The following is a 19117-nucleotide window of genomic DNA, read 5'->3' as shown; positions in this document are numbered from 1 at the left end:
TCGCCCTCAGCCGGAACCGACCCCAACTACGCGAGCGGTTGCGAGCCGGGGATATATGGGTCGCGGGAAGCCGGCAGTTTCGCGATTTCGACAGCTATCTCATACCGCCGGCGACCTTTGCGGCGCTGCGCGAGAAGGGGCCGTTGCCGCTCGCCATCGAAACGGATTTCGAGCGCCATATCGAGGAACGGCGCACCAGGCTCGACACGGCGATCGAGCAGGTAACGGTCCTTGCACGGCAAGGGGAGCTGCCCCAGGTTAAGCTTGACGAAAACGGTCTCATCATCTCGCCGCTGAAGGCGGCAACACCGCCCGCCACCGAGATTGCCCGTCGCGCCGCCTATGATCGACTGCCGCGCGTGAAGATCACCGATCTTCTGCTGGAGGTCGATGCCTGGACCGGGTTCAGCGAATGCTTCATCCATCGTCGTTCGGGCCGGGAAGCCGACGATCGCAATGCGCTGCTCACGGTCATCCTCGCCGATGGCATCAATCTCGGCCTCACACGCATGGCGGAAACCTGCCGGGGCGCAAGTCTGCGTCAGCTCGCCCATCTTCACGACTGGCACATCAGCGAAGCCGCCTATGGCGAAGCGTTGGGAAGGCTGATCGACGCCCATCGCGCCATGCCGCTCGCCGCGCTGTGGGGAGACGGCACCACTTCGTCGAGCGACGGACAGCAATTTCATGCCGGGGGCCGTGGGGCCGCGATCGGCGACATCAACGCGCGCAGCGGCAACGAACCAGGCGTTGCCTTCTACACCCATGTCTCGGATCGATATGACCCCTTCGCAAGTCGGGTGATCGCGGCGACCGCTGGCGAAGCGCCCTATGTGCTGGATGGCTTGCTGTATCACCAGACCGGCCTGACGATCGAGGAGCACTACACCGATACGGGCGGGGCATCGGACCATGTGTTCGGCCTCATGCCCTTCTTCGGCTACCGCTTCGCGCCGCGCCTGCGCGACATCAAGGAGCGTCGTTTACACCTCCTTCCCGGCCAAGAATCCGGCCCCTTGCTTGCCGGCATGACGGCCGAACCGATCGCATTGGGTCATGTCGCGGCGCATTGGGACGAACTGCTGCGGTTCGCCACGTCGATCCGCACCGGCACCGTCACTGCTTCGGCAATGCTGCGCCGCTTGTCCGCCTATCCGCGACAGAACGGACTGGCCCTCGCACTACGCGAGCTGGGCCGCCTCGAACGCTCCATTTTCATGCTCGACTGGCTGCGCGACATCGACCTGCGCCGGCGCACCCAGGCGGGCCTCAACAAAGGCGAAGCCCGCAACGCGCTCGCCCGCGCGCTCTTCTTCAACCAGCTCGGCGAACTGCGCGATCGTCGGTTCGAGAACCAGACCTATCGCGCCTCCGGCCTCAACCTGCTCGTCGCCGCCATCATCTTGTGGAACACTCGCTATCTCGAAATGGCGCTGGCGGACATCGGCACAGCCGACGAAATCGCACGCCACATCGCGCCATTGGGCTGGGAGCATATCTCGCTGACCGGTGACTATAGCTGGAATGTTGAAGATCAACCCGATCCGGACGCCTTGCGACCGCTGCGCGCCGTCAACTCCCTACTTGCCGCGTGACGTTCGCTATCCGTTCGCCCTTTCCGTGCAGATACGTCACTTTCGTGTAGTCACCCCATACAGGCCCCAAAGTCGTTTGCGCGGCCGCCAGGGGGCGGCCGTCGCATTACTGACCGCCTCTGCCATCGGGACCTCCAAAGGTGGTGATCGCCGCCCCGGGGACTGCCGCGGGAGGCGCAGCGCCGGCGCCGGAGCCGGCCTGCGGCATCACCGCTCCGGCCGGGACGGCCGCCATCGGCTCGAGCGTTGCGCCGGCAGCGGCAGCGGGCCCGCCGGGCATCGATGGCGTCGCCGGTCCCGGCGCCATCTGCTGCTGGAGCTGCTGCATCTCCTGGGCGCTCGCCGGCCGGGGTTGGCGAACGCCGCTCGCATAGACGGCCTTGCGCAGGCTGTCGGTGATGACGGGCACGTTCTTCGTCAGCACCGCCTCGCCGACCAGCACCACCTGCCCCCCGGCCCCGCGCCGCTGGAGTTCGTGGTCGAGCGAAGACATGAAGGCGCGCATCTCGGCCTCGACCTGCCCGGGCGGCGACGCCGAGCGCGCCTGCGCGCTCACATATTCGCCAACGATGTTGGAGAGGCTCGCCTTGACGATGTGCTCCTCCCGGGGCTCGACGAGGGCCTTGGTCACCCACATCGCCCAGATCAGTGCGACGATCAGAATCGCGCCCATCACCAGCTGAGCCCGCGTGAATCCGCCGAATCCACGCCCCGAACGGGCCGGCGCAGCGGCCTTCGGCGCCATCGGAGGAGCTTGAAGGTCGAGCTGGGGCTGATCAGACATCGGTGTTGCTCCCCTTGGGATCGCGCGAAGGCAGGATGCTGTGCCGGCGGAAGAAGATGACCGCGGCCGCGAGAAGCATGTGCGCGACGATCAGGACGTGCCGGAATGACGTGATGCGAGCGGCGTCGGCGGCGACGTACCGGCTCGCGAGATTGTCGAGCTGGTGCATCATCCCGTCGAACGAGAAGCCGCCGATGGCGAGGAAGAAGAGGACGAACAGGCCCCAGGTGATGAGCAGGGTCGACGCGAGGAACCCTGCCATGTGGAGGTAGAAGTAAAGCAGAAAGCCGACATCGAGCCCGCGCGACGGGCGTCGTGGGCTGGGCGTGGTCGGCTCTGTGAGCATCGTCGCCATGGGTTCACTCCGCAGCGATCGCCGCCGCATCAGCGGCGGGCATCGTCCATTTTTCGGGGTTCTCGGGGAATGCGATCCGCTCGATCGCCTCATCCATGCTGAGCCCGTCGGCGACCATCGCCTCAATGGCAGCAAAGGTGCGCGGACTCGACGAGAACAGCGCGGCAGAGAAGGGATCGAGGACCAGCCGGCCGACCGCCAGCGTCTCCGGCCCCTTGATCATGATGTCGGAATATTCGAAGCCGTTGCGCTTGAGCGAGCGGAGCAGCGCGTCGGTATAGTCGTCCATCTCGAAGCGATCGTGCTTCTTGAAGTCGGCGATCGTTTCCGGCTTCTGCTGGAGGATCACGAACCAGTCGCTGTTCTCGAGGGCGGCTATGGACCCGGCCGACTTGTAGTAGTCGTTGAGCGACTGCGTGGCCGTCACCAACGAGGCGCCATACTTGCGGCACGTGCGGGCGTAGGTTTCGATGAAATCGGCCATCGCCCCGCCGCGAAGCATCTGCCAGGCCTCGTCCAGGAGCAGCGCCTTGGGAATCGAGCGGTCGACCTTCCGCATCATCTGCTGCGACATGAACATGATCGCGGTCAGGACGACGCTGCGCAGTTCCTCGCGCGAGGACAGGTCGGACAGCTCGAACACCGTGAGCTGTGCCTGCAGCTCGAACGAGACCTCACCCTGGAAGAACTTGCCGTAGGTGCCGGCGCTCGAGAACGGCATCATCGCGATGGCGAGATGCGAGGCAAGCTCGTTGCCAGTCTCGTTGAGCGCGGCGATCACGTCGTCGATCGAGCCGTTCCTGCCTTTAGCCTCCCAGACGCGGTTGACTGCGCCGTCGATCAGGCCGCGCTCGGTGTCGGTCAGCCGGTCGATGTGGCGGGACATCTGGTTCACGATGGCCTTGAGCATCGCCATGCAGTCGAGGAGATAGTCCTCATCCTCGGCCGCCTGGGCGGCGTCGATCATCGAGAACGGGTTCAGGCAGAAGCCGCTCGACATCGTGAACTCGACGAAGGCACCGCCCTGCAGCTTGGCCGAGTGCTCGAAGGAGCGGCCGTCATCGATCACGACAACCTTGGATCCCGCACCGCACAACGAGGCGCACAGCTCCTGCAGGGCGACCGACTTGCCCGACCCCGACTTGCCGAACACCGCCACGTTATGGTTGCCTGCGGCGTTCTCGAACGGGCTCCAGAAGAAGGGCTGGCCCCGTCGGCCGATCAGGAGCAGGTGCGGCGTGTGACCACCGAGATACTCGCCCTGTATGGGAGCCAGGTTCGCCGCGGTCGTGCTGAGCATGGTCCGCATGCGCTTCATGCGCTCGAGGTCGCGGGACAGCCCGTTCGCCATCGTCATGGGCATCGCGCACAAGAGGCCCATCACCTGGAGGTAGCGGTCGTCGAGCAGGTCCCAGCCTGCGGCCCGGTAGACCGACTTGAGGACGCGCTCGTTGGCGTCTCCCTTCCCTTTGGGAGAGAAGGACGTAACGCTGTAGAACAGGCGCACGAGCTTGCGCCCCTGGCGGATCTCGTCATTGACGAACTTCCACTCCTGGGACTGCTCGCGGAGTTGGGGAAGGAAGCGCGCGGACTTGGAGTCGGCGAGGCTCGTGGTGCGCATGAACTTGAAACCGGCCTTGTTGCTCGAGGACTGGGGATCGGGAAAGTCGAGGCACAGGTTCGTGGAGACCGGGCACGGCATTCGCAGCTTGTCGGCGAACATGTCGCCGATCAGCTGCGCGCAGTCCCAGGGCGCCCAGCGCTGAGGAAGATTGCGGACCGAGAACGAGCGCACGTCGAATACGTCGGGATAGATCTCGCCGATCTCGGGCGCGCCGTTGACCTCCTTGCCGGTCGGGCGAAACCGTTCCGTCCGCAGCAGGATGCGGTCGGGATCGACCTTCATCTCGATGTCGCGGCGCACCGCCTGGTCGGCGATGGGATCAAGCGGATTGTAGCTGATGACATCGTCGCCCGCGGCCGTGGTCGGCGAGGTGATGTCGTCGATCCACCCGATCAGCGCGACCGGATCCATTTTGCGCGCGGAGACCCCGATCGAGCCGAGCACGGAGATGAGGCCGTCCATCACGGCGACGATTTCCTCGACCGAGACACGCGAGCTTTCCTGCGTCGAATAGGAAATGGCGACGCGGTGGTTGCGAAGACAGAATGGCGCATCGGCCGAAAGCGAGTTCCACACGCCGTCCGTGAGGAAGTCGACCCGATGCTTGGCCATCCGCTCGTAGACGCCGCTCGCCGAGTAGCGGGGCAGATACCATTTGGAGAGCCGCTCGCTGATCCGCGGGCTCATCCAGTCGTGGAACTGCAGGCATCCGGGCACCGGGATGCCCTCGGACAAGAATTGGGTCAGGATCTCGCCGGTACGCTCATCCGCCCCGACGAGCGGTGAGACCTCGATCACGAATCCGCGCGAGGCGGAGTTGTAGAAGATGCCCGTTTTCGGGTCGTAGCTGCGATAGGGCAGCCAATGCGCGAGCATCGGCACGGCCAAGTCCGGACGCTCGGCCTCTGGCCGCTTGCTATCGCCGAACAGACCGGAGAGCAGGCTGTCGTAGAAACGGGGCTTCGCGCTCATGTCAATTGTCCTCCGGAACCGCCGCGGGGAAGCTCGCAGCGCGGACGGTGGGGCTCGTCAGGGTCGTGAGCCCCACCCCGGGCGTCGCTCCGGCGGAGCCGCGCGCGCTGTCCTCGATCCGCTCGCGCGCTTCCTGATACTCTTGGCTCGCCTTCACGCGCGCAGCTGCCTCCTGGCCGGACGCAGTGCTCGTGGCGGGAGCACCCTCCGAGCGCTGTTTGACTTGAGGCGGCGCCTCGCTTCGGCGGCTGGCTGGCACGCCCGCCGCGGCGCTCTCGCCGCCGCCAGCTGCGCGCTTGGTGGCCGTGGCGGACGCAGTCGGTTGCTGCGACCCAGTCGCTGAGGATGCCGAGGCGGGCGCTCCAGCCGTCGGCGCGCCGCGCGCCGGCTTGACCTTGATAGCCAGACGGCTGGCGACATCCGCCTTGATCGCTGCAACCGGATCCGGCTTTCTGGACCGGGCAGCCGCCACCACATCCGGGTCCGGCATGTTCGGGTCGAACGCGGCGACGTCCACCACACCGGGAACCTCGCGCTCGACCGCATCGACAAGGCTCAGCTGAACAGGTGCATCAGCCGACCTGCTGTCGGGGATGGGAGTCGCATCCGCAAGCGCCTGGGCCTGCCACTCGGATTGGACGACCGCGTGGACAGCGCTCGATTCATGCAGCCGGCCCCGGTCATCGACATAGGGCTGAAACACAATGCGGAGCACCTTCTCGCGGGTTCGCGGCGCGACCTGCCCGTGCGCGTCCGAGAGCGGCGCTGCCACAGCGGTGCGCAGGGCACGGGGCTGTTGTGCCGGTGTCGGATAGGGCCCTGCCGGGATCATGACATCGCCGGCGTCACCGGAGATCATCGCCAGCGCGCGATCGTCGATCGTGGAGGATGGCGCGCAGATGCCGTCCGGCGCCTGGCAGGTGAAGCTGCCCTTCACGTTGCCGCCGAAGGTCGTGCAGCCGCTCAGGCTCATCAGCGTGCCGAAGCCAAGCGCGGCGACCGCAGCCCGGCGGCCGAGGCGCGGCGCGCTCACGAGCGCGCGTCCTTGAGCCAGCTCTGCAGGAACTCTTTGGGCCGATAGCCCTCGAGCATCGCTCCATCGCTGCGCACGATCACCGGCGTTCCGCTCAAGCCGTGCTTGTGAGCGAAGGCCTCGTTCGCATCGAGGCCCGACGTATCGCACGACGGGCCGCTCTTGAGCGGCTCGCCGGCATACGCGGCATGTAGCGCCTCCTCGCGATTCCTGGCGCAATAGACGCGGTCGGCGATATCGCGACTGCCGAGAACGGAGATCGGCCGCTCGACGACCCGAACGTTCATGCTGCGCAGCACGTTCGTCAGCGCGCGGCAATACCCACACCGGAAGTCGGTGAAGACCGTGACTGTCTGCCCCGCCGGATTGCCCCAGACGATCGCGCCGTCCTTCGGAAGTCCGTCCAGCGCCAGCCTAGTCGGCCGCGCGGGGAGCGCGGTCTTCTCGACCCTCGCCTGCGCTGGAGCGGCCGCTTCCTTTCCCTGGCCCTCGCCTTCCGCGGCCGCGGCATTGGCCTTGGCCGCACCGCCGACGAGCATGTCGGGGTTGATCTCGAGCAGCCGGGCGGCCGTGAGATCCTGGCGTGTCTCCATGTCATAGACCCGGCCGATGATGAGGTAGCGGGCGCCGGCGTCGACGTAGAAGAGGTTCGACCCCGCCGTCACCTCGCAGAGGCCACGTACCTTCTCGCAATTGACCTGGGTTAGGGGCGTCTTCGGCAGGCGCGTCTTGAGCAGGTTCGTGACCTCGGCGCTGCTCGGACCCGCGACCTGGGCCGCGAGGGCGACGCTGGCAGCGCCAAGCGCCGCGACGCCGGTGAGCAGCTTCCAGGGGCGCGCGAACGCGCTCCGGCGCAAGCGATCAATTGCGGACATAAACACCCTCCAGGAAGACGATTTCGACATCGACGCCGGTCGGCATCTCGATGACCGGCTGGTACTGTTCGGCGCGCTCGATCAGATATTTCGAGACGTCCTTGCCCGACTCCGCGGCACCGCCGCCGAGCGCACGCAGGCCGACATTGCCCAAGCTCGGCGTGCGGTTAGTTCCACCGTCGCCATCGGTGCTGATCGTCGCCAGCGGCTGCTGGAAGGCCGTGTTGAGCGCGTTGCCGGCACCGCCGACGAGGCCCGCGAGGAACGCCTGCATGGCAAGCGAACCCTCGCGGCTGACCACCCGCCCGCGCACGCCGGTCTTGCCGCCGAACGCGATGAAGCCCTTGACCTCCGAGACGGCGTAGCGGCCGCCAGGCTGCGGGCACGTCATCTTCTGCAGCTTGACGTAGACCTTCTCGCTGGAAAGGTCTCCGCGCGCCGCGCCGTTGATGAGGCAGCCCTGGATCTTGGTCGTGAGGAGCTTGCCGTTCTGCAGCACCGAGCGCGCCGGCCCGGTAACGCGCAGAACGACGGGCAGCGGATCGGTCTGGCTGTTCACGCCGGCGCTCGCGTCCACCCCCACGATGACCTTGGCCGAGGCGAAGCTGTTGGGCGGCAGATAGTTCGGGCTGTCGGTATAGACCGTGCTGCCCTTCGCCACCTTGGACGCAGTCCCCGTGTCGGAAGACGAGAAGCTGACCATCTTGACCTCGGCGGCGCGGCTGAGCGGAGGCGCTGCGCCGGCCTCGCCCGGCGCGTCCGGCCGCTGATAGGCTTGCGGGCCACCTCGCCCGTACAGTGCCGCGGGGCCCGGCGCCGGGGGCGGCGCCGAAGGCCGCTCGTTCAGCTGCTTGCGGAGCTGCTCATTCTCCGCCTGGTAAGCGGACAGCACTCGCTGGCCGTCGGCCTGCATCGACGAGTTCTGCCCTTTCAGTGCTTCGATCTGAGCGGCGAGATTGTCCATTCTCGCCTGCTGGCCGTTCACCGACTTGAGCTGGTTCTCGGTGGACTCAAACCGGTTTTCCGAGAGCGCCATCCACTCCTGCTGCGAGAGGTTGCGGTTCACCAGATCCTTGGTCGAGACCTCGACCTTCTCGGCGCCATCGGCGTCGGCGGCCTTCTCGCCTTCGTCGCCGCTGAAGATCCACATGGAGGACAGAACCAGCCCGACGCCGGCGACCCCGGCGAGCAGCATTCGCTGCTTGCGGCGCACCGCTTCGTTGCCCGCCAGTTCGCCTCCGACAGGCGAGACCCCCTCTCCCTCCGCCTCGTCGAGGGGCCTCCGCTTACGAGTGAAAATGTCCGAGAAGGCCATGGGCTTACCTCACATTCTGGGAGACGAGGTAGGCCGTCGTGACCTTCCCCGGGGCGAGCTTGGGCTCGGCGATGGAGACGGCGAGCGCGCTTGCCGGAGCGACCGTGCGCTCGGTCAACTCGGTCGGCGCATCGCCCGTGTTCTCGATGCGCAGCACCTTGCCGGTCAGGTCCTGCCCGCGATATTCAGCGATCATCTGGACCTTGAGCTTGCCGACATAGACCGGCTTCAGCGCGCGCTGCCGCATCTCATAGCCGTCGGCGACGCTGTTGGCGTACATGGCCTGGACGAGCTCGACCGCGGCATCCTGCGGCCCGGCGGCGACCTGCTGGGGCGAGCCCTCGGCTGCCTTTTCCCGGGCGATCGCCGGATTGGACACAAACACCTGCGCCGCCTGGTCGCCGGCGATCCGGCAGACGAACTTGTAGACGTAGCCGCGCTTGCTCGTGCCGAAGAAGGAAAGCGCCGGGCGGCCGAAACCTTCGGGCACGCTCAGGTAGATGTCGCCCCGGACTGGCTCGTTGACGACCGAGAAGTCGTCCTGCGGGTTGCCGGTCGAGATCTTCGACACGCTCGCGAACTCGTCATCGACCAGGCTGATCCGGGTCAGGTCCTTGGCCGACGCCTGACAGTCGACCTGGGCGCTGTCGGCGGCCACGACCGTTTGGTCTGCCCATGCCGGCTGCGCGAACAGGAAGACCGCCAGCGTGATCAGGCAGGCGCCCGCCACCCTGCTCAGGATGCAGTAGATGCGGGACATGAGGATGGTGCCTGCAGCAGCGCTGCCGACGGCATAGAAAGCCATCATTTGTCTTGCTCCTTGCCGGTGCGGACCATCCCGAAGCCGACCAGGCGGAGCGACAAGCCCTCATACTCCCAGTCGTAGCGGAAGGTGCGGCGCTCCCTGGAGATCACCTTGTTGCCGACAATGGTGTGGAGCTCGCCGGTCACCTCGGACCGCAGGTTCTTGGGATCGATGTCCATCGACTCAATCGTGAAGAACTGGGAGATCGAGGAGCCGCGCTGTTCGTTGACGATCTTGAGGAGGTCGGACTTGATCTTGCCCTGAACGCGCGGCGATGTGATCTCGAGCACCGCGTTCATCCAATATTCGAGGTTTTGCGGACTGCGGTCGAGCGTGAGCACCACCACGTCGCGCGTGATCATCTCGAGATATTCGCGGGAGACGCCGGCACTGCTGACGGTCACCGGCGAGCGCAGTACGGGCTGGAGGACGATCTCGCGGTCTCGCGAGATGCCGAAGGCGAGCAGCAGCGCTGTTATCGCCGCAAGCGCGCCTGCGACCACGACCAGGAAGTTGCGCTGGCGAAGAACCCGCTGGTTGCTTGCGTGGCTGAATGCGAGGTCCATCTCAGCCCGCCATCAGTCGGAGATAAGAGGGTGGCGTGGCCCTCAGGCCGGTGAAGCCGGCCGGAAGATGCCAATAGGCCAGATGGAGCAGCCAAGACGCGGCACGACCCGCTTTTGCCTTTTTCAATCCCCACCAGCCGGCGAATGCCAACGCCGTTCCGATGACGATGTGCTGGGTCATGATCCCCCAGACGAATGGCGTAACCATCGCCAGGAACTCATCCAGCGTCCACAGCCCGATCAGTTCTGGATCGTCCAGATGAGATGGGATCGCGTACTTGTCTGCGGCCATTGCACCACCCTCCCCCTGTGCCGCGCCGAGGCTGCCACCCCGACGCGCCAGGCTCGTTGCGTCAGATCGTCGCCGTCACCGTCGAGGTGACGATCGGAATGCCCGTGCCGGCGCCGACACCGACGCCGACCGGAATGGCGATCTGACCCATGGAGAAGCGGCCCGAGGCGAGCGCCACGATGCCGCCGGCGAGCGACAGCACGGTAATTACCTTGCCGCCCGACCCCTCGAGGAAGTCGGTGAACTTCGTGAGGGCCGTGTCGAACGTGGTATCCGCCCCGGCAAAGGCCGGCCCGGCGAACCACAGGAGCGCGAACAGCATCACAGCGAGGGCGAGGATCGCCATCTCCATGCGCCCGCTCCGATTCAGCAGAGACTGCATAAGAGTTTTCCCTTCGATGGAGACGCGGCACCTCCGCGCCCAATTGAAGGGTGGGTCCCCGACGACTTTCGCTACAACCGGCTTTTGTTGGAACCGCCGGGCTCTCGGCGGATTTATCTAGCGGCCGTGCCTAAAGAACCTTCGGCAGAGCCAAACATCGTCCGCGAACAACGATTCTTCATCTTGATTCGCGGACACCTTGTCCCGGCTTTCAGGCGCGCTGTCCGCGGTTGCGGACCCAGGTCCGGCTTTGCGGGCAAGTCCCTGTGCGGGTACACTTGGCTCGCCCCGGACGAGTCGTATAGGGCGATGTCACTTCACCTTGGCGACTTCAGCCGAAGCCAGGCAAGCAAGGACATGCGGGAATGGGCGGGCAGGCAATGCGGGGGTACACCCTCGACGTATCCGAGTATCTGTTTCGGCTGACCACCGAGAGTCTGCGGATTCACTCCAATCAGACACGGCGCTACCAGTCGCTCGGGAACCTCGTGAACGCGCGCGCCACCGCCGGCGCCGCAGGCGCGATCGAGCAGCACGACGTGGAAACGCTGCGCAAGCACCTCGAGAAGGTGCCGACCAAGGGCCCGATCCGCATCCATCTAAGCATCACGAAGACGAGCGCGGAAAGCCTGACGGAGGCCAAGCGGCGACTCGAAAAGCATCTCGGATCGGCCCTGACGGTCGGCGACGCTATCTCCATGCTGCTGTTCGATTATGTGGTCGAGCAGGGCACCGCCAAGCTGTTGAGCAAGATCGGAATCGACGAGCAAAAGCCGCCAAAAAGCGCGCGCGGGCGTGGTCGTGACGAGGGCGAAAAGGTTGTGCGAATTAGATAAATTCGGTTGTGAGGGGTGCGCGGGCTTTTCTCGAAGGGCTTGCCAAGATCGATAAGGTTTGATTGTGTCGCTCTGTCCGCAAAAAGGACTGCGGGGGCGAAAAGTGTCATCGCTTACGAATCGAATGGAGCAGGAGCTGCCCCTCGAGGCAGAAGCTGAAGCAGCGGCCGACTATGTGCCGATGATCATGCGCGCGATGGAGGCCAACGACATCGGCATCCGGACGATGGCGCTGCGCTCAGGTATCAAGAAGAGCAGGCTCGGCACGATCCTTCACCGGGATCCGGAGAAGCGCGCCTCGATGACCTTGCCGGAATTCCAGGCGATCCTCAGGGCCCTTAACATCGACCTCATGCAGGCAGTCATCAGCGTCGAGATGACCCGCGAGATGGAGCTCGTGCAGGACGATCGCTTCACCGCACTCGTGGCGATGCTGAGCACCTTGTTCAAAGGTCTGCCCCACCGGCTCGTCGAGGCTCTTCAGGAGCTCGAGGGCATGGACGGCAGCGAAATCCGCAGCGAGTGGGGCACCTATTTCCAGTCGGCGGTCATCAAGCGGATGGTCACCGAGATCACGGCGGTCCTCCAGCGTCGCTCGCAATTCGGCTCGGGGCGCGACCCGCTTCTCTAGCGCGGCACCCGTGCGATCGGCACGACTTCTCAGAAGCTCGACACCGTGGCGGCGCGAACGAATGGTTCACGGCGCGGTGCCGGCGATGCACTCGTGTGGATGGTCGCAACTCTCGAAATGCCGCTGAGCCGAGACCAGTTGAGCAGGACGTTCGAGACATAATCCTGGGTCTCGACGATCCGCGGCACACTCCCGTTCCTGACGCGCCCGGGCCCGGCATTGTAGGCCGCCAAGGCCAGGTGATAGGCACCGAACCGGTCGAGCTGCTGACGCAGATACCGCGTGCGGATTCCGAGGTCATGCCGGCCACCATTCCGATTTGATCCCGGCCGGCATTCCGACCTGATCCCGGCCGGCATTCCGATTAATTCCCGGCCACCTGCCGGGGGATGAGAAGCCTGATCGTTGGGCCATCCTTGCGGCTGCGTGTGAGCCGGGAGGACTGGATGCCGACGAGGAGGCCGAAGATGCGCGATGTGCGCGAAGTATTGAGATTGCACCGGGAAGGCTGTGTCCCGATGCGCGAGGTGGCCCGTATGATGGGCATTGCACGCTCGACGGTGCGAGACATGGTGGTCCGCTTCGAGCGCTCGGGGCTTTCCTGGCCGGTTCCGGCCGAGATCAGCGACGCGGAACTGGAAGCCCGGCTTTATGGGCCTGCCGGGGTAAAGCCGGGCAGACGCAAGCAATCCGAGCCCGACTGGTCGGTGGTGGCACGCGAGCTGAAGCGCAAGCACGTGACGCTGCAGGTCCTGTGGGAAGAATACATCGCCGCTCATCCCGACGGTTATCGGTACAGTCGCTGGTGCGAGCTGTTCCGCAACTGGGAAGGCCGGTTGTCGCTGGTGATGCGCCAGAGCCATGCCGGCGGCGAGAAGCTGTTCGTCGACTACGCGGGCGACACTGTCCCGGTCGTGATCAACCGCCGGACCGGCGAGATCCGCGCCGCGCATCTGTTCGTGGCGGTGCTGGGCGGCTCGAGCCTGTCGTTCGCGTGCGCGACCTGGACGGAGCAGTTTGCTGACTGGGCCGAGGCCCACAACGCCGCGTTCGCGTTCTTCGGCGGCGTGCCGCGGTTGCTGGTGCCCGACAATGCCAAGGTCGCGGTGATCAAGGCCTGCAACTTCGATCCAATGGTCAACCGCAGCTACACCGACCTCGCCCGCCATTACGGTACGGCGGTGCTCCCGACACGAAGCCGGAAGCCGAGAGACAAGGCGAAAGTGGAGGCTTGCGTCGGCATCGTCGAAAGATGGGTGCTGGGCCGGCTGCGCAACCGGATCTTCTACAGTCTGGCCGAGGTCAATGCGGGCATTGCCGAGTGCCTTGCCGATCTCAACGACCGGCGCGTGCTACGCCAGTTCCAGAAGACCCGGCGCGAACTGTTCGATGAGGTTGACGCGCCCAACCTCAAACCGCTGCCTGCCGAGCCCTGGGTCCATGCCCAGTGGAAGCGCTGCCGGGTCGGGCTCGACTACCATATCGCGCTCGAGCAGCATCACTACTCGGTGCCGCATCGCTTCGCCCGCCGTGAGGTAGAAGCCCGCTTTACCGCACGCACTGTCGAGATCTTCCTGGGCGGCGAGCGCATTGCCGTTCACATGCGTGGCAGCGGAAATGGCCGGCACACGACTGTGCCCGAGCATATGCCCTCGAGCCACCGGCGCTATCTGGAATGGACGCCCGCGAAGATCCGCGACGAGGCGGCCCGGATCGGGCCGATGCTGTCGCTGTTGGTCGAGCGCATCATCAACGATCGGCCGCATCCCGAACAGGGATACCGCTCGTGCCTTGGCATCATCGGCTTGGCCAAGCGCTTCGGCGCCGATCGGCTTGAAGCCGCCGCGGTCCGCGCTCTGGAGATCCAGGCGCGCAATTATCCTTCCGTCAAATCGATCCTCGAAAAGGGGCTCGACAAGGTGCCCGTGTCCAAAGCCCCGGAGCGCGAGCCGATCCTGCACGACAACATCCGGGGCTCCCAATACTACCATTGAGAGGAACAATGATGCTCAGACACCCAACCCTTGATCAATTGAACCAGCTCGGCCTGACCGGCATGGCGCACGCCTTCGCCGACCTCGACAACAACGGCGATGCCGCCAGCCTGAACCACGCCGAATGGCTGGCGTTGCTGCTCGATCACGAGGCTACCTGGCGTAACGACCGGCGCCTCGCGCTGCGCCTGCGACACGCCAAGCTACGGCACCACGCTGTTCCCGAGGACGTCGATTACCGCGCTGCGCGCGGGCTCGACCGCCGGTTGTTCGAAATGCTGCTCAAGGGCAACTGGATCGCCGCCCACGAGAACTGCGCGATTATCGGGCCAGCAGGCGTCGGCAAAAGTTGGCTTGCCTGTGCAATCGGCCACCAGGCTTGCCGGGACAATCGCTCGGTGCTCTACACCCGCCTACCGCGCCTGATCGATGACTTGTCGCTGGCCAAGGGTGACGGCCGCATCGCGGCCCGAATGAAGAGCCTGGCGCGCGTCGACCTGCTCATCCTTGACGACTGGGGGCTTGAGCCGCTCGACGGCAATGCCCGTCATCACCTGCTCGAAATCCTCGAAGACCGTTACGGCCGTCGATCAACGTTGGTGACCAGCCAGCTCCCAGTAGCCAGCTGGTTCAATCTGATCGGCGACCCGACCTACGCCGATGCCATCCTCGATCGCCTCGTTCACAACGCCCATCGCCTAGAACTCTCCGGCGAATCCATGCGCCGAAATCTCCACGCTCAAGCCGCTTGACCCACTCAAAACCTGCATGCCAATAATTACCCACGATCTGGCTTCACCCGGCCGGCATCATATCGGAACAGTGACCGGGATCAGATCGGAATGGGCGGCCGGGATCGTCGGAATCAGCACCGCGCTCCGCCACGAAGATTCTGCTCCACGTCGTAGCGGTTCACGCCTAGACCGGCGGCCGTCCCAGGCATCAGCTGCGTCAGGCCAAATGCGCTTTTCGGGGACACCGCGGAGGCGTTGTAGCGGCTCTCCCGAATGATCATCGCATCGAACAGCCCGACTGGAATCCCGTATTCGCAGGCGACGTTGCTCATCATCGAGAAATATGTCTGGCGGCGGACTTCGGCATCGGCGGGCAGGAAACCGCTTCGCCGGTAACCGGTCGGCGAGCATCCGGGGACGAAGGTCGTCGCAGCCGCAGCGAATACCGGGCCGCCGCGCATCCATGCCGGCACGGCGATCGCGGAAAATGGAGCAAGTGCCGCCGTCTGACTGGTCGGGGCGCCGAGCTGGGCAACACCGACCGGGGCAAAGGGGTCCTCCTCCGCGACCGCCGTCGTTGCGCCGGCCTCTGCCGCGAGTCTTTCACCCATCTGATACTCGACCCAGCGACGGCTCAGATCGTGGACCCGGAAGCCCTCCACATCCGCTATGACGGCCTCGGCCGGACCCTCCATGCGGGGCTCGGCCGTCCCATCCTTAGCGTCGGCGGCGACGTCCGACCGCCCCGTCATGCTGATCAGCTGGACGCTGCGCACCGGCGAAGCGGCGCGTCGGGTCGCCGCGAGCGCGGCCCCGCTATCAACGATGACAAGTGTGCTCGCGAGCAACAACGCACGCATATCAAACCTCCCTGACCCCTAGTTCAGGAAGTTGAGATCAGGCGATTTGCAGTTGTCAATTCCCTGGAGCGGGCAAACTATGGCTGCATTGGATCGCCCGAAACTGGATCATGTGGCTGATTGACCGAGACACGGATGGCCGCGGCCCTCGGATCGCGCTGCCCGCTCCGCTCCGCGAGGCGCTGGTGCGTTGGTACATCGGCCAGGGATCGCCTGGCGATGAAGAAGCAGGAATCATGCTCGTCCAGAACGCCCGAATCGGCGCCAAGTGGATCGCCTGTGATTGCCTGGCCGCGGACGATCCGCCGCCGATACTTACGCCCGCCTTCCTGTCGGAGGCGGAGACCTATTATCTCCGCCGGCTGACCAGCGCAAAGCGACCCGACCACCGCGCCGACTGCCCCTTCTTCCGGGATCAGGTCACCCATCGCATCTCGGAGGTACGATCGCGCGAAACGCCGGCGGCGCCTCCCGAGGGCTTCTTCGAGGTCCTGCGGCCTGCCCCCAGCAAGCTCGCGCAACAGCCCGAGAGCGACGCCAGCGACGATCGCACGCGCCACGCCTCGGTGCCTAGGCTGGCCCGGCTGCTATGGCGCCTCCTCGACGTTGCAGGGACGACCCGGGCTTTTCCCTTGTCCGATGGCGCGGAGGAGCCTTCGATCAAGCGGGAGTTCGATGCTCTAGTGAAGGCGAGCAGCAGGATCGAGATCGCGCCCGGCATCGAGCTCAGCCGCGCCTTCTGGACCCACGCCGATGCCCTGCACAGCCGGCGCGCCTATGCGGTTCTGAGGCGTCTCTCCCGAGACTGGCCTCCCGGCCACGCGCCGCAGGCGTTCTTCGCGCTCTTCTCGCATCAGATCACCGGCCATGTCATCGAGACCGCCGACAACCGGCCAGTGCGCGTCGCCAATCGGGTGCAATCCCCGTCGGTGCGGGGCAACCTGGTCCGTGGCCCTTTCCTCGTGATCGTCGTCGCTGGTCAATATCCCGAGGCGCGTGGCTATGCTCCGCTTCGCGCCTACGCCCAGCCGATCTACTCGGGGCAGCGTTTCATCCCGGTCGACTCCGAGTTCGAGCGCAGCCTGCTGCGCGAATTGCTGTCGATCCAGCGCAACCTTCACCGGCATGGCATCGATGCCGCGATCGAAAAGCCCGTGTTCGATATTCTGACGCCGCTCGGCCCTGCGCGACCGGACTTCCTGATCGAGGCGCGCTCGCGGATCACCGGGGAGATCAAGCGTCTGGCGATCGACGCCATCGACCACGGTGACGACGAGCATGACGGATCGAGCACCAGCGGGCATTCCCGCATGCGCGAGATCGCTCCGCTGCTCTGCCTCAGTTCCGGCGACCTCGAGCTGGGCCGGGTAGCGCGAAAGGTTGCCGCCGCCCTGGACCTGTGAGTTGAGCCCCGTGCTTCTCAGCTCCAGCGAAGCGTCATCGCGAACCCGCCCACAATGGCGATGATAACCGGCGTCGAGCGAAAGTAGAGCCGTTGCCACAGCCACCAGAGCTTGGACACGAAGAGAATTGCTTGTCGAACGCTCCGAACTTCTTCCCAGGCGCGTTCGCGGCAGACGTGCACTCCAGCGCCGACAATCGACAACGCGAGGGCGATCGCACAGCACAGCGCCGTAGCAGCGTAGAGAGCTGCCCAGTTCGCCAATTCGAGTTGCGTCAGCTGCGCCATTTCCGACCGTACCTTCTCGCACCGCCATCCAGGTAAGTGTCTGCCCTCGTTCCGGTTCCTACAGCCGTTATTGGTCGCCAAAGCCTGGCCTTAGACCCTTGACGGGGCGCCGAGGAATACTAGCTCGACTGACGCCGAACGCCATAGCGGTTCGGCTGGGACTAGAGGGCGCCGGCTCTCTCTCCGGCGCATCTCATGCCCGAATTGCTCATGCAGAGGATTTGGATATGAGGACGATTGTTCGCGATCTGATCCGTGGGCGGCGGCGCGGTGCTGCCGATAGCTCCCACAACAACGCGCTCCGCCATCTGGAGAGCCAGACGCCACCCTCCCGATCGGAGGCGCGTCGCTGGCGCTCGCGCGTGATGAAAGTGCTGACGTCGGCAATCGTCGGTCTGCTGGCGCTCCTCGGCACGTCCCTTACCCCCGCAGCGGCTCAGGTCTGGGCGCCGCCGCCGGCGTGGGGGCCGGGCTGGCATCATTGGACCGGCCATCATCGCTGGGCGCCAGGATGGCGCGGCCCAGTGTGGATAGCCGAACCAGGCCCTCGTCATGGTTGGTATCGCTGGCACGGCCGGTGGTACCGGCATTGCGGGTGGCGCTGGGAAGCGCCGCATCTCCGCGTGTGGCGCTGCTACTGACGCGTTGGCCCGACCCTCGGCGGTCGGGCCAACATCGACCACGTGGCGATGGACCGCGACCATGCCCAGCAAACTGCGCAACGGGCTAGACGGATTTGCTCGCTGGTCATGCCTTCCGCCGACCGGAGGCCGAGGGAAGCTTTGATGTTCGAGTGTCTGATCCTTGGAGACAGCACGGGCGTCGGCACCGCGCAGGCGATAAACGCGCGCTACGAACGCCATTGTGACGTTCAGGCCGCAGAGCGGGCCACGGCCGCCCAGGTCCTTTCCTGGCGAAGACCGGGAAAACGCTACAATACCTGCATCTTCTCGATGGGCTCCAATGACATGGCCGGACCGGCTCTCGCCGCCCGCCTCGCTGAGATACGTGCGCAGTTCTGTTTCAACCGTGTGATCTGGCTGCTGCCATACGCCCGCCCACAAGCCTACACCGTCAGCTCCGTCGCTGCTCGCTTTGGTGACGAGACCCTGGATCTCGGCCGCTTCCGCTCCCGCGACGGCGTTCACCCGAGCCGGTATATGGACGTGGCCGAAGCGCTTCTGAGATAGCGGTAAAGCAGCCGCTCGGTCCTTCGCTACGGCTCAACTGCGCAACGTGGGCGCTTCGCCGAAAGCTGTCTCTGCCTGCGAGAGGCAGCGGTCCCAGAAGGCAATCGCGGCATGAAAGTTCGGCAGTACCGGCCGGCCAAGACGATCCCGCACCTCTCGCGCGTCGAACGCAGCGACGCGAGCCACGTTGCCCGGCATCGTCGGATCGACCACCACGGCAATCGTTCCGAAGCCCTCGCTGCGCAGTTCAAGGCCGCCTTGGAATTCCTTCAGGAGGGCGTTGCGCGTCGGCTCGATGAACTCGCTGAAAATCGGATCTCGCCGCCAGATCGGCCATTGTTCGCGGCTGTACTCGCGCCGAGCGGCATCGTGACAGTCAACATTGGCGAACACATGTCCAACCGATCGCAGGAGCGCAACGATCGCGACATATTGCGACTGGAAGTCGGCAACAGGCCGCATCATGCTGTCGTCCTGCTGAAAGCGGGCGACGAGGTCCCGAATTAAATCGAGCTGGGCGCGGGCGACAAGCATGGCCTAGAACCGCCCAGACACCAGTTGGCGGCCCGCCTCGGTATCAGAGA

20 protein-coding genes and 1 pseudogene are annotated in these 19117 nt (G+C 65.3%); 7 read left to right on the top strand and 14 right to left on the bottom strand.

Annotated features, from left to right (window positions below; genetic code table 11):
* Positions 1-23: 23 nt before the first annotated feature.
* Positions 24-1595 (top strand): annotated as a pseudogene (locus tag F1640_RS21070) (Tn3 family transposase); the annotation flags it as partial.
* Positions 1596-1701: 106 nt separating this feature from the next.
* Here F1640_RS21070 and F1640_RS21065 read toward each other — a convergent pair.
* The 10 genes from F1640_RS21065 to F1640_RS21020 all read right to left on the bottom strand — a co-directional run bounded on the left by F1640_RS21065 (position 1702) and on the right by F1640_RS21020 (position 10598).
* The gene (locus F1640_RS21065) at positions 1702-2379 is read right to left on the bottom strand and encodes a type-F conjugative transfer system protein TrbI (RefSeq protein ID WP_194921743.1); all 678 of its coding nucleotides are present in this window, start codon (positions 2377-2379) and stop codon (positions 1702-1704) included.
* Positions 2372-2725, bottom strand: coding sequence for a hypothetical protein (locus F1640_RS21060; RefSeq protein ID WP_170170750.1), 354 nt, complete (start codon positions 2723-2725; stop codon positions 2372-2374). The genes F1640_RS21065 and F1640_RS21060 overlap by 8 nt, the downstream gene beginning before the upstream one ends.
* A gap of 13 nt (positions 2726-2738) precedes the next feature.
* Positions 2739-5330, bottom strand: a complete 2592-nt coding sequence (gene traC / locus F1640_RS21055) for a type IV secretion system protein TraC (RefSeq protein ID WP_194921734.1) — start codon at positions 5328-5330, stop codon at positions 2739-2741.
* A 1-nt stretch (position 5331) separates the two neighbouring features.
* Positions 5332-6363: a TraV family lipoprotein gene (locus tag F1640_RS21050; RefSeq protein WP_194921725.1), complete on the bottom strand. Its 1032-nt coding sequence runs from the start codon at positions 6361-6363 to the stop codon at positions 5332-5334.
* Positions 6360-7238, bottom strand: coding sequence for a DsbC family protein (locus tag F1640_RS21045; protein WP_047100307.1), 879 nt, complete (start codon positions 7236-7238; stop codon positions 6360-6362). Before F1640_RS21045 ends, F1640_RS21050 begins: the two co-directional genes overlap by 4 nt.
* Positions 7225-8553, bottom strand: coding sequence for a TrbI/VirB10 family protein (locus tag F1640_RS21040; RefSeq protein ID WP_047100308.1), 1329 nt, complete (start codon positions 8551-8553; stop codon positions 7225-7227). The genes F1640_RS21045 and F1640_RS21040 overlap by 14 nt, the downstream gene beginning before the upstream one ends.
* Positions 8554-8557: 4 nt before the next feature.
* Entirely contained in the window at positions 8558-9361 is an 804-nt protein-coding gene (locus F1640_RS21035) for a type-F conjugative transfer system secretin TraK (protein ID WP_007406605.1), read from the bottom strand.
* Positions 9358-9924: a type IV conjugative transfer system protein TraE gene (locus F1640_RS21030; RefSeq protein ID WP_047100309.1), complete on the bottom strand. Its 567-nt coding sequence runs from the start codon at positions 9922-9924 to the stop codon at positions 9358-9360. Before F1640_RS21030 ends, F1640_RS21035 begins: the two co-directional genes overlap by 4 nt.
* Before the next feature lies 1 nt (position 9925).
* Positions 9926-10216 (bottom strand): type IV conjugative transfer system protein TraL, encoded by a 291-nt coding sequence (gene traL / locus F1640_RS21025; RefSeq protein WP_007406717.1) that lies wholly within the window; start codon positions 10214-10216, stop codon positions 9926-9928.
* A gap of 61 nt (positions 10217-10277) precedes the next feature.
* Entirely contained in the window at positions 10278-10598 is a 321-nt protein-coding gene (locus tag F1640_RS21020) for a TrbC/VirB2 family protein (protein WP_030541416.1), read from the bottom strand.
* A 365-nt stretch (positions 10599-10963) separates the two neighbouring features.
* Here F1640_RS21020 and F1640_RS21015 point away from each other — a divergent pair, with 365 nt between their 5' ends.
* Together F1640_RS21015 and F1640_RS21010 are read left to right on the top strand one after the other, a co-directional pair.
* Positions 10964-11434: a hypothetical protein gene (locus F1640_RS21015; RefSeq protein ID WP_047100310.1), complete on the top strand. Its 471-nt coding sequence runs from the start codon at positions 10964-10966 to the stop codon at positions 11432-11434.
* A gap of 124 nt (positions 11435-11558) precedes the next feature.
* On the top strand, positions 11559-12065 hold the full coding sequence (locus tag F1640_RS21010; protein WP_047100311.1) for a hypothetical protein: 507 nt from the start codon (positions 11559-11561) through the stop codon (positions 12063-12065).
* Between the two features lie 29 nt (positions 12066-12094).
* Here the strand turns inward: F1640_RS21010 and F1640_RS21005 are convergent, their stop codons facing one another.
* Positions 12095-12424: a lytic transglycosylase domain-containing protein gene (locus tag F1640_RS21005; RefSeq protein ID WP_375336208.1), complete on the bottom strand. Its 330-nt coding sequence runs from the start codon at positions 12422-12424 to the stop codon at positions 12095-12097.
* Between the two features lie 108 nt (positions 12425-12532).
* Between F1640_RS21005 and istA the strand changes: the two genes are divergently transcribed.
* Positions 12533-14059 (top strand): IS21 family transposase, encoded by a 1527-nt coding sequence (gene istA, locus F1640_RS21000; protein ID WP_194917528.1) that lies wholly within the window; start codon positions 12533-12535, stop codon positions 14057-14059.
* A gap of 11 nt (positions 14060-14070) precedes the next feature.
* The gene (gene istB / locus F1640_RS20995) at positions 14071-14811 is read left to right on the top strand and encodes an IS21-like element helper ATPase IstB (RefSeq protein ID WP_194921074.1); all 741 of its coding nucleotides are present in this window, start codon (positions 14071-14073) and stop codon (positions 14809-14811) included.
* A 113-nt stretch (positions 14812-14924) separates the two neighbouring features.
* On the opposite strand, the gene F1640_RS20990 is transcribed toward istB, so the two are convergent.
* Entirely contained in the window at positions 14925-15653 is a 729-nt protein-coding gene (locus tag F1640_RS20990) for a lytic transglycosylase domain-containing protein (RefSeq protein WP_255530656.1), read from the bottom strand.
* A gap of 110 nt (positions 15654-15763) precedes the next feature.
* On the opposite strand from F1640_RS20990, the gene F1640_RS20985 reads away from it, so the two are divergent.
* The gene (locus F1640_RS20985; protein ID WP_047100312.1) at positions 15764-17056 is read left to right on the top strand and encodes a hypothetical protein; all 1293 of its coding nucleotides are present in this window, start codon (positions 15764-15766) and stop codon (positions 17054-17056) included.
* A gap of 17 nt (positions 17057-17073) precedes the next feature.
* On the opposite strand, the gene F1640_RS20980 is transcribed toward F1640_RS20985, so the two are convergent.
* The gene (locus F1640_RS20980) at positions 17074-17343 is read right to left on the bottom strand and encodes a hypothetical protein (RefSeq protein ID WP_047100313.1); all 270 of its coding nucleotides are present in this window, start codon (positions 17341-17343) and stop codon (positions 17074-17076) included.
* A gap of 785 nt (positions 17344-18128) precedes the next feature.
* Here F1640_RS20980 and F1640_RS20975 point away from each other — a divergent pair.
* Positions 18129-18533: a hypothetical protein gene (locus tag F1640_RS20975; RefSeq protein WP_047100462.1), complete on the top strand. Its 405-nt coding sequence runs from the start codon at positions 18129-18131 to the stop codon at positions 18531-18533.
* A gap of 33 nt (positions 18534-18566) precedes the next feature.
* On the opposite strand, the gene F1640_RS20970 is transcribed toward F1640_RS20975, so the two are convergent.
* The gene (locus tag F1640_RS20970; protein ID WP_047100314.1) at positions 18567-19067 is read right to left on the bottom strand and encodes a hypothetical protein; all 501 of its coding nucleotides are present in this window, start codon (positions 19065-19067) and stop codon (positions 18567-18569) included.
* Positions 19068-19117: the final 50 nt, after the last annotated feature.

The organism is Novosphingobium sp. NBM11 (assembly GCF_015390225.1).
GTDB lineage: Bacteria > Pseudomonadota > Alphaproteobacteria > Sphingomonadales > Sphingomonadaceae > Novosphingobium.
Note: the sequence above shows the minus strand (reverse complement) of the source record. Positions and strands in the feature narration are given on the sequence as shown.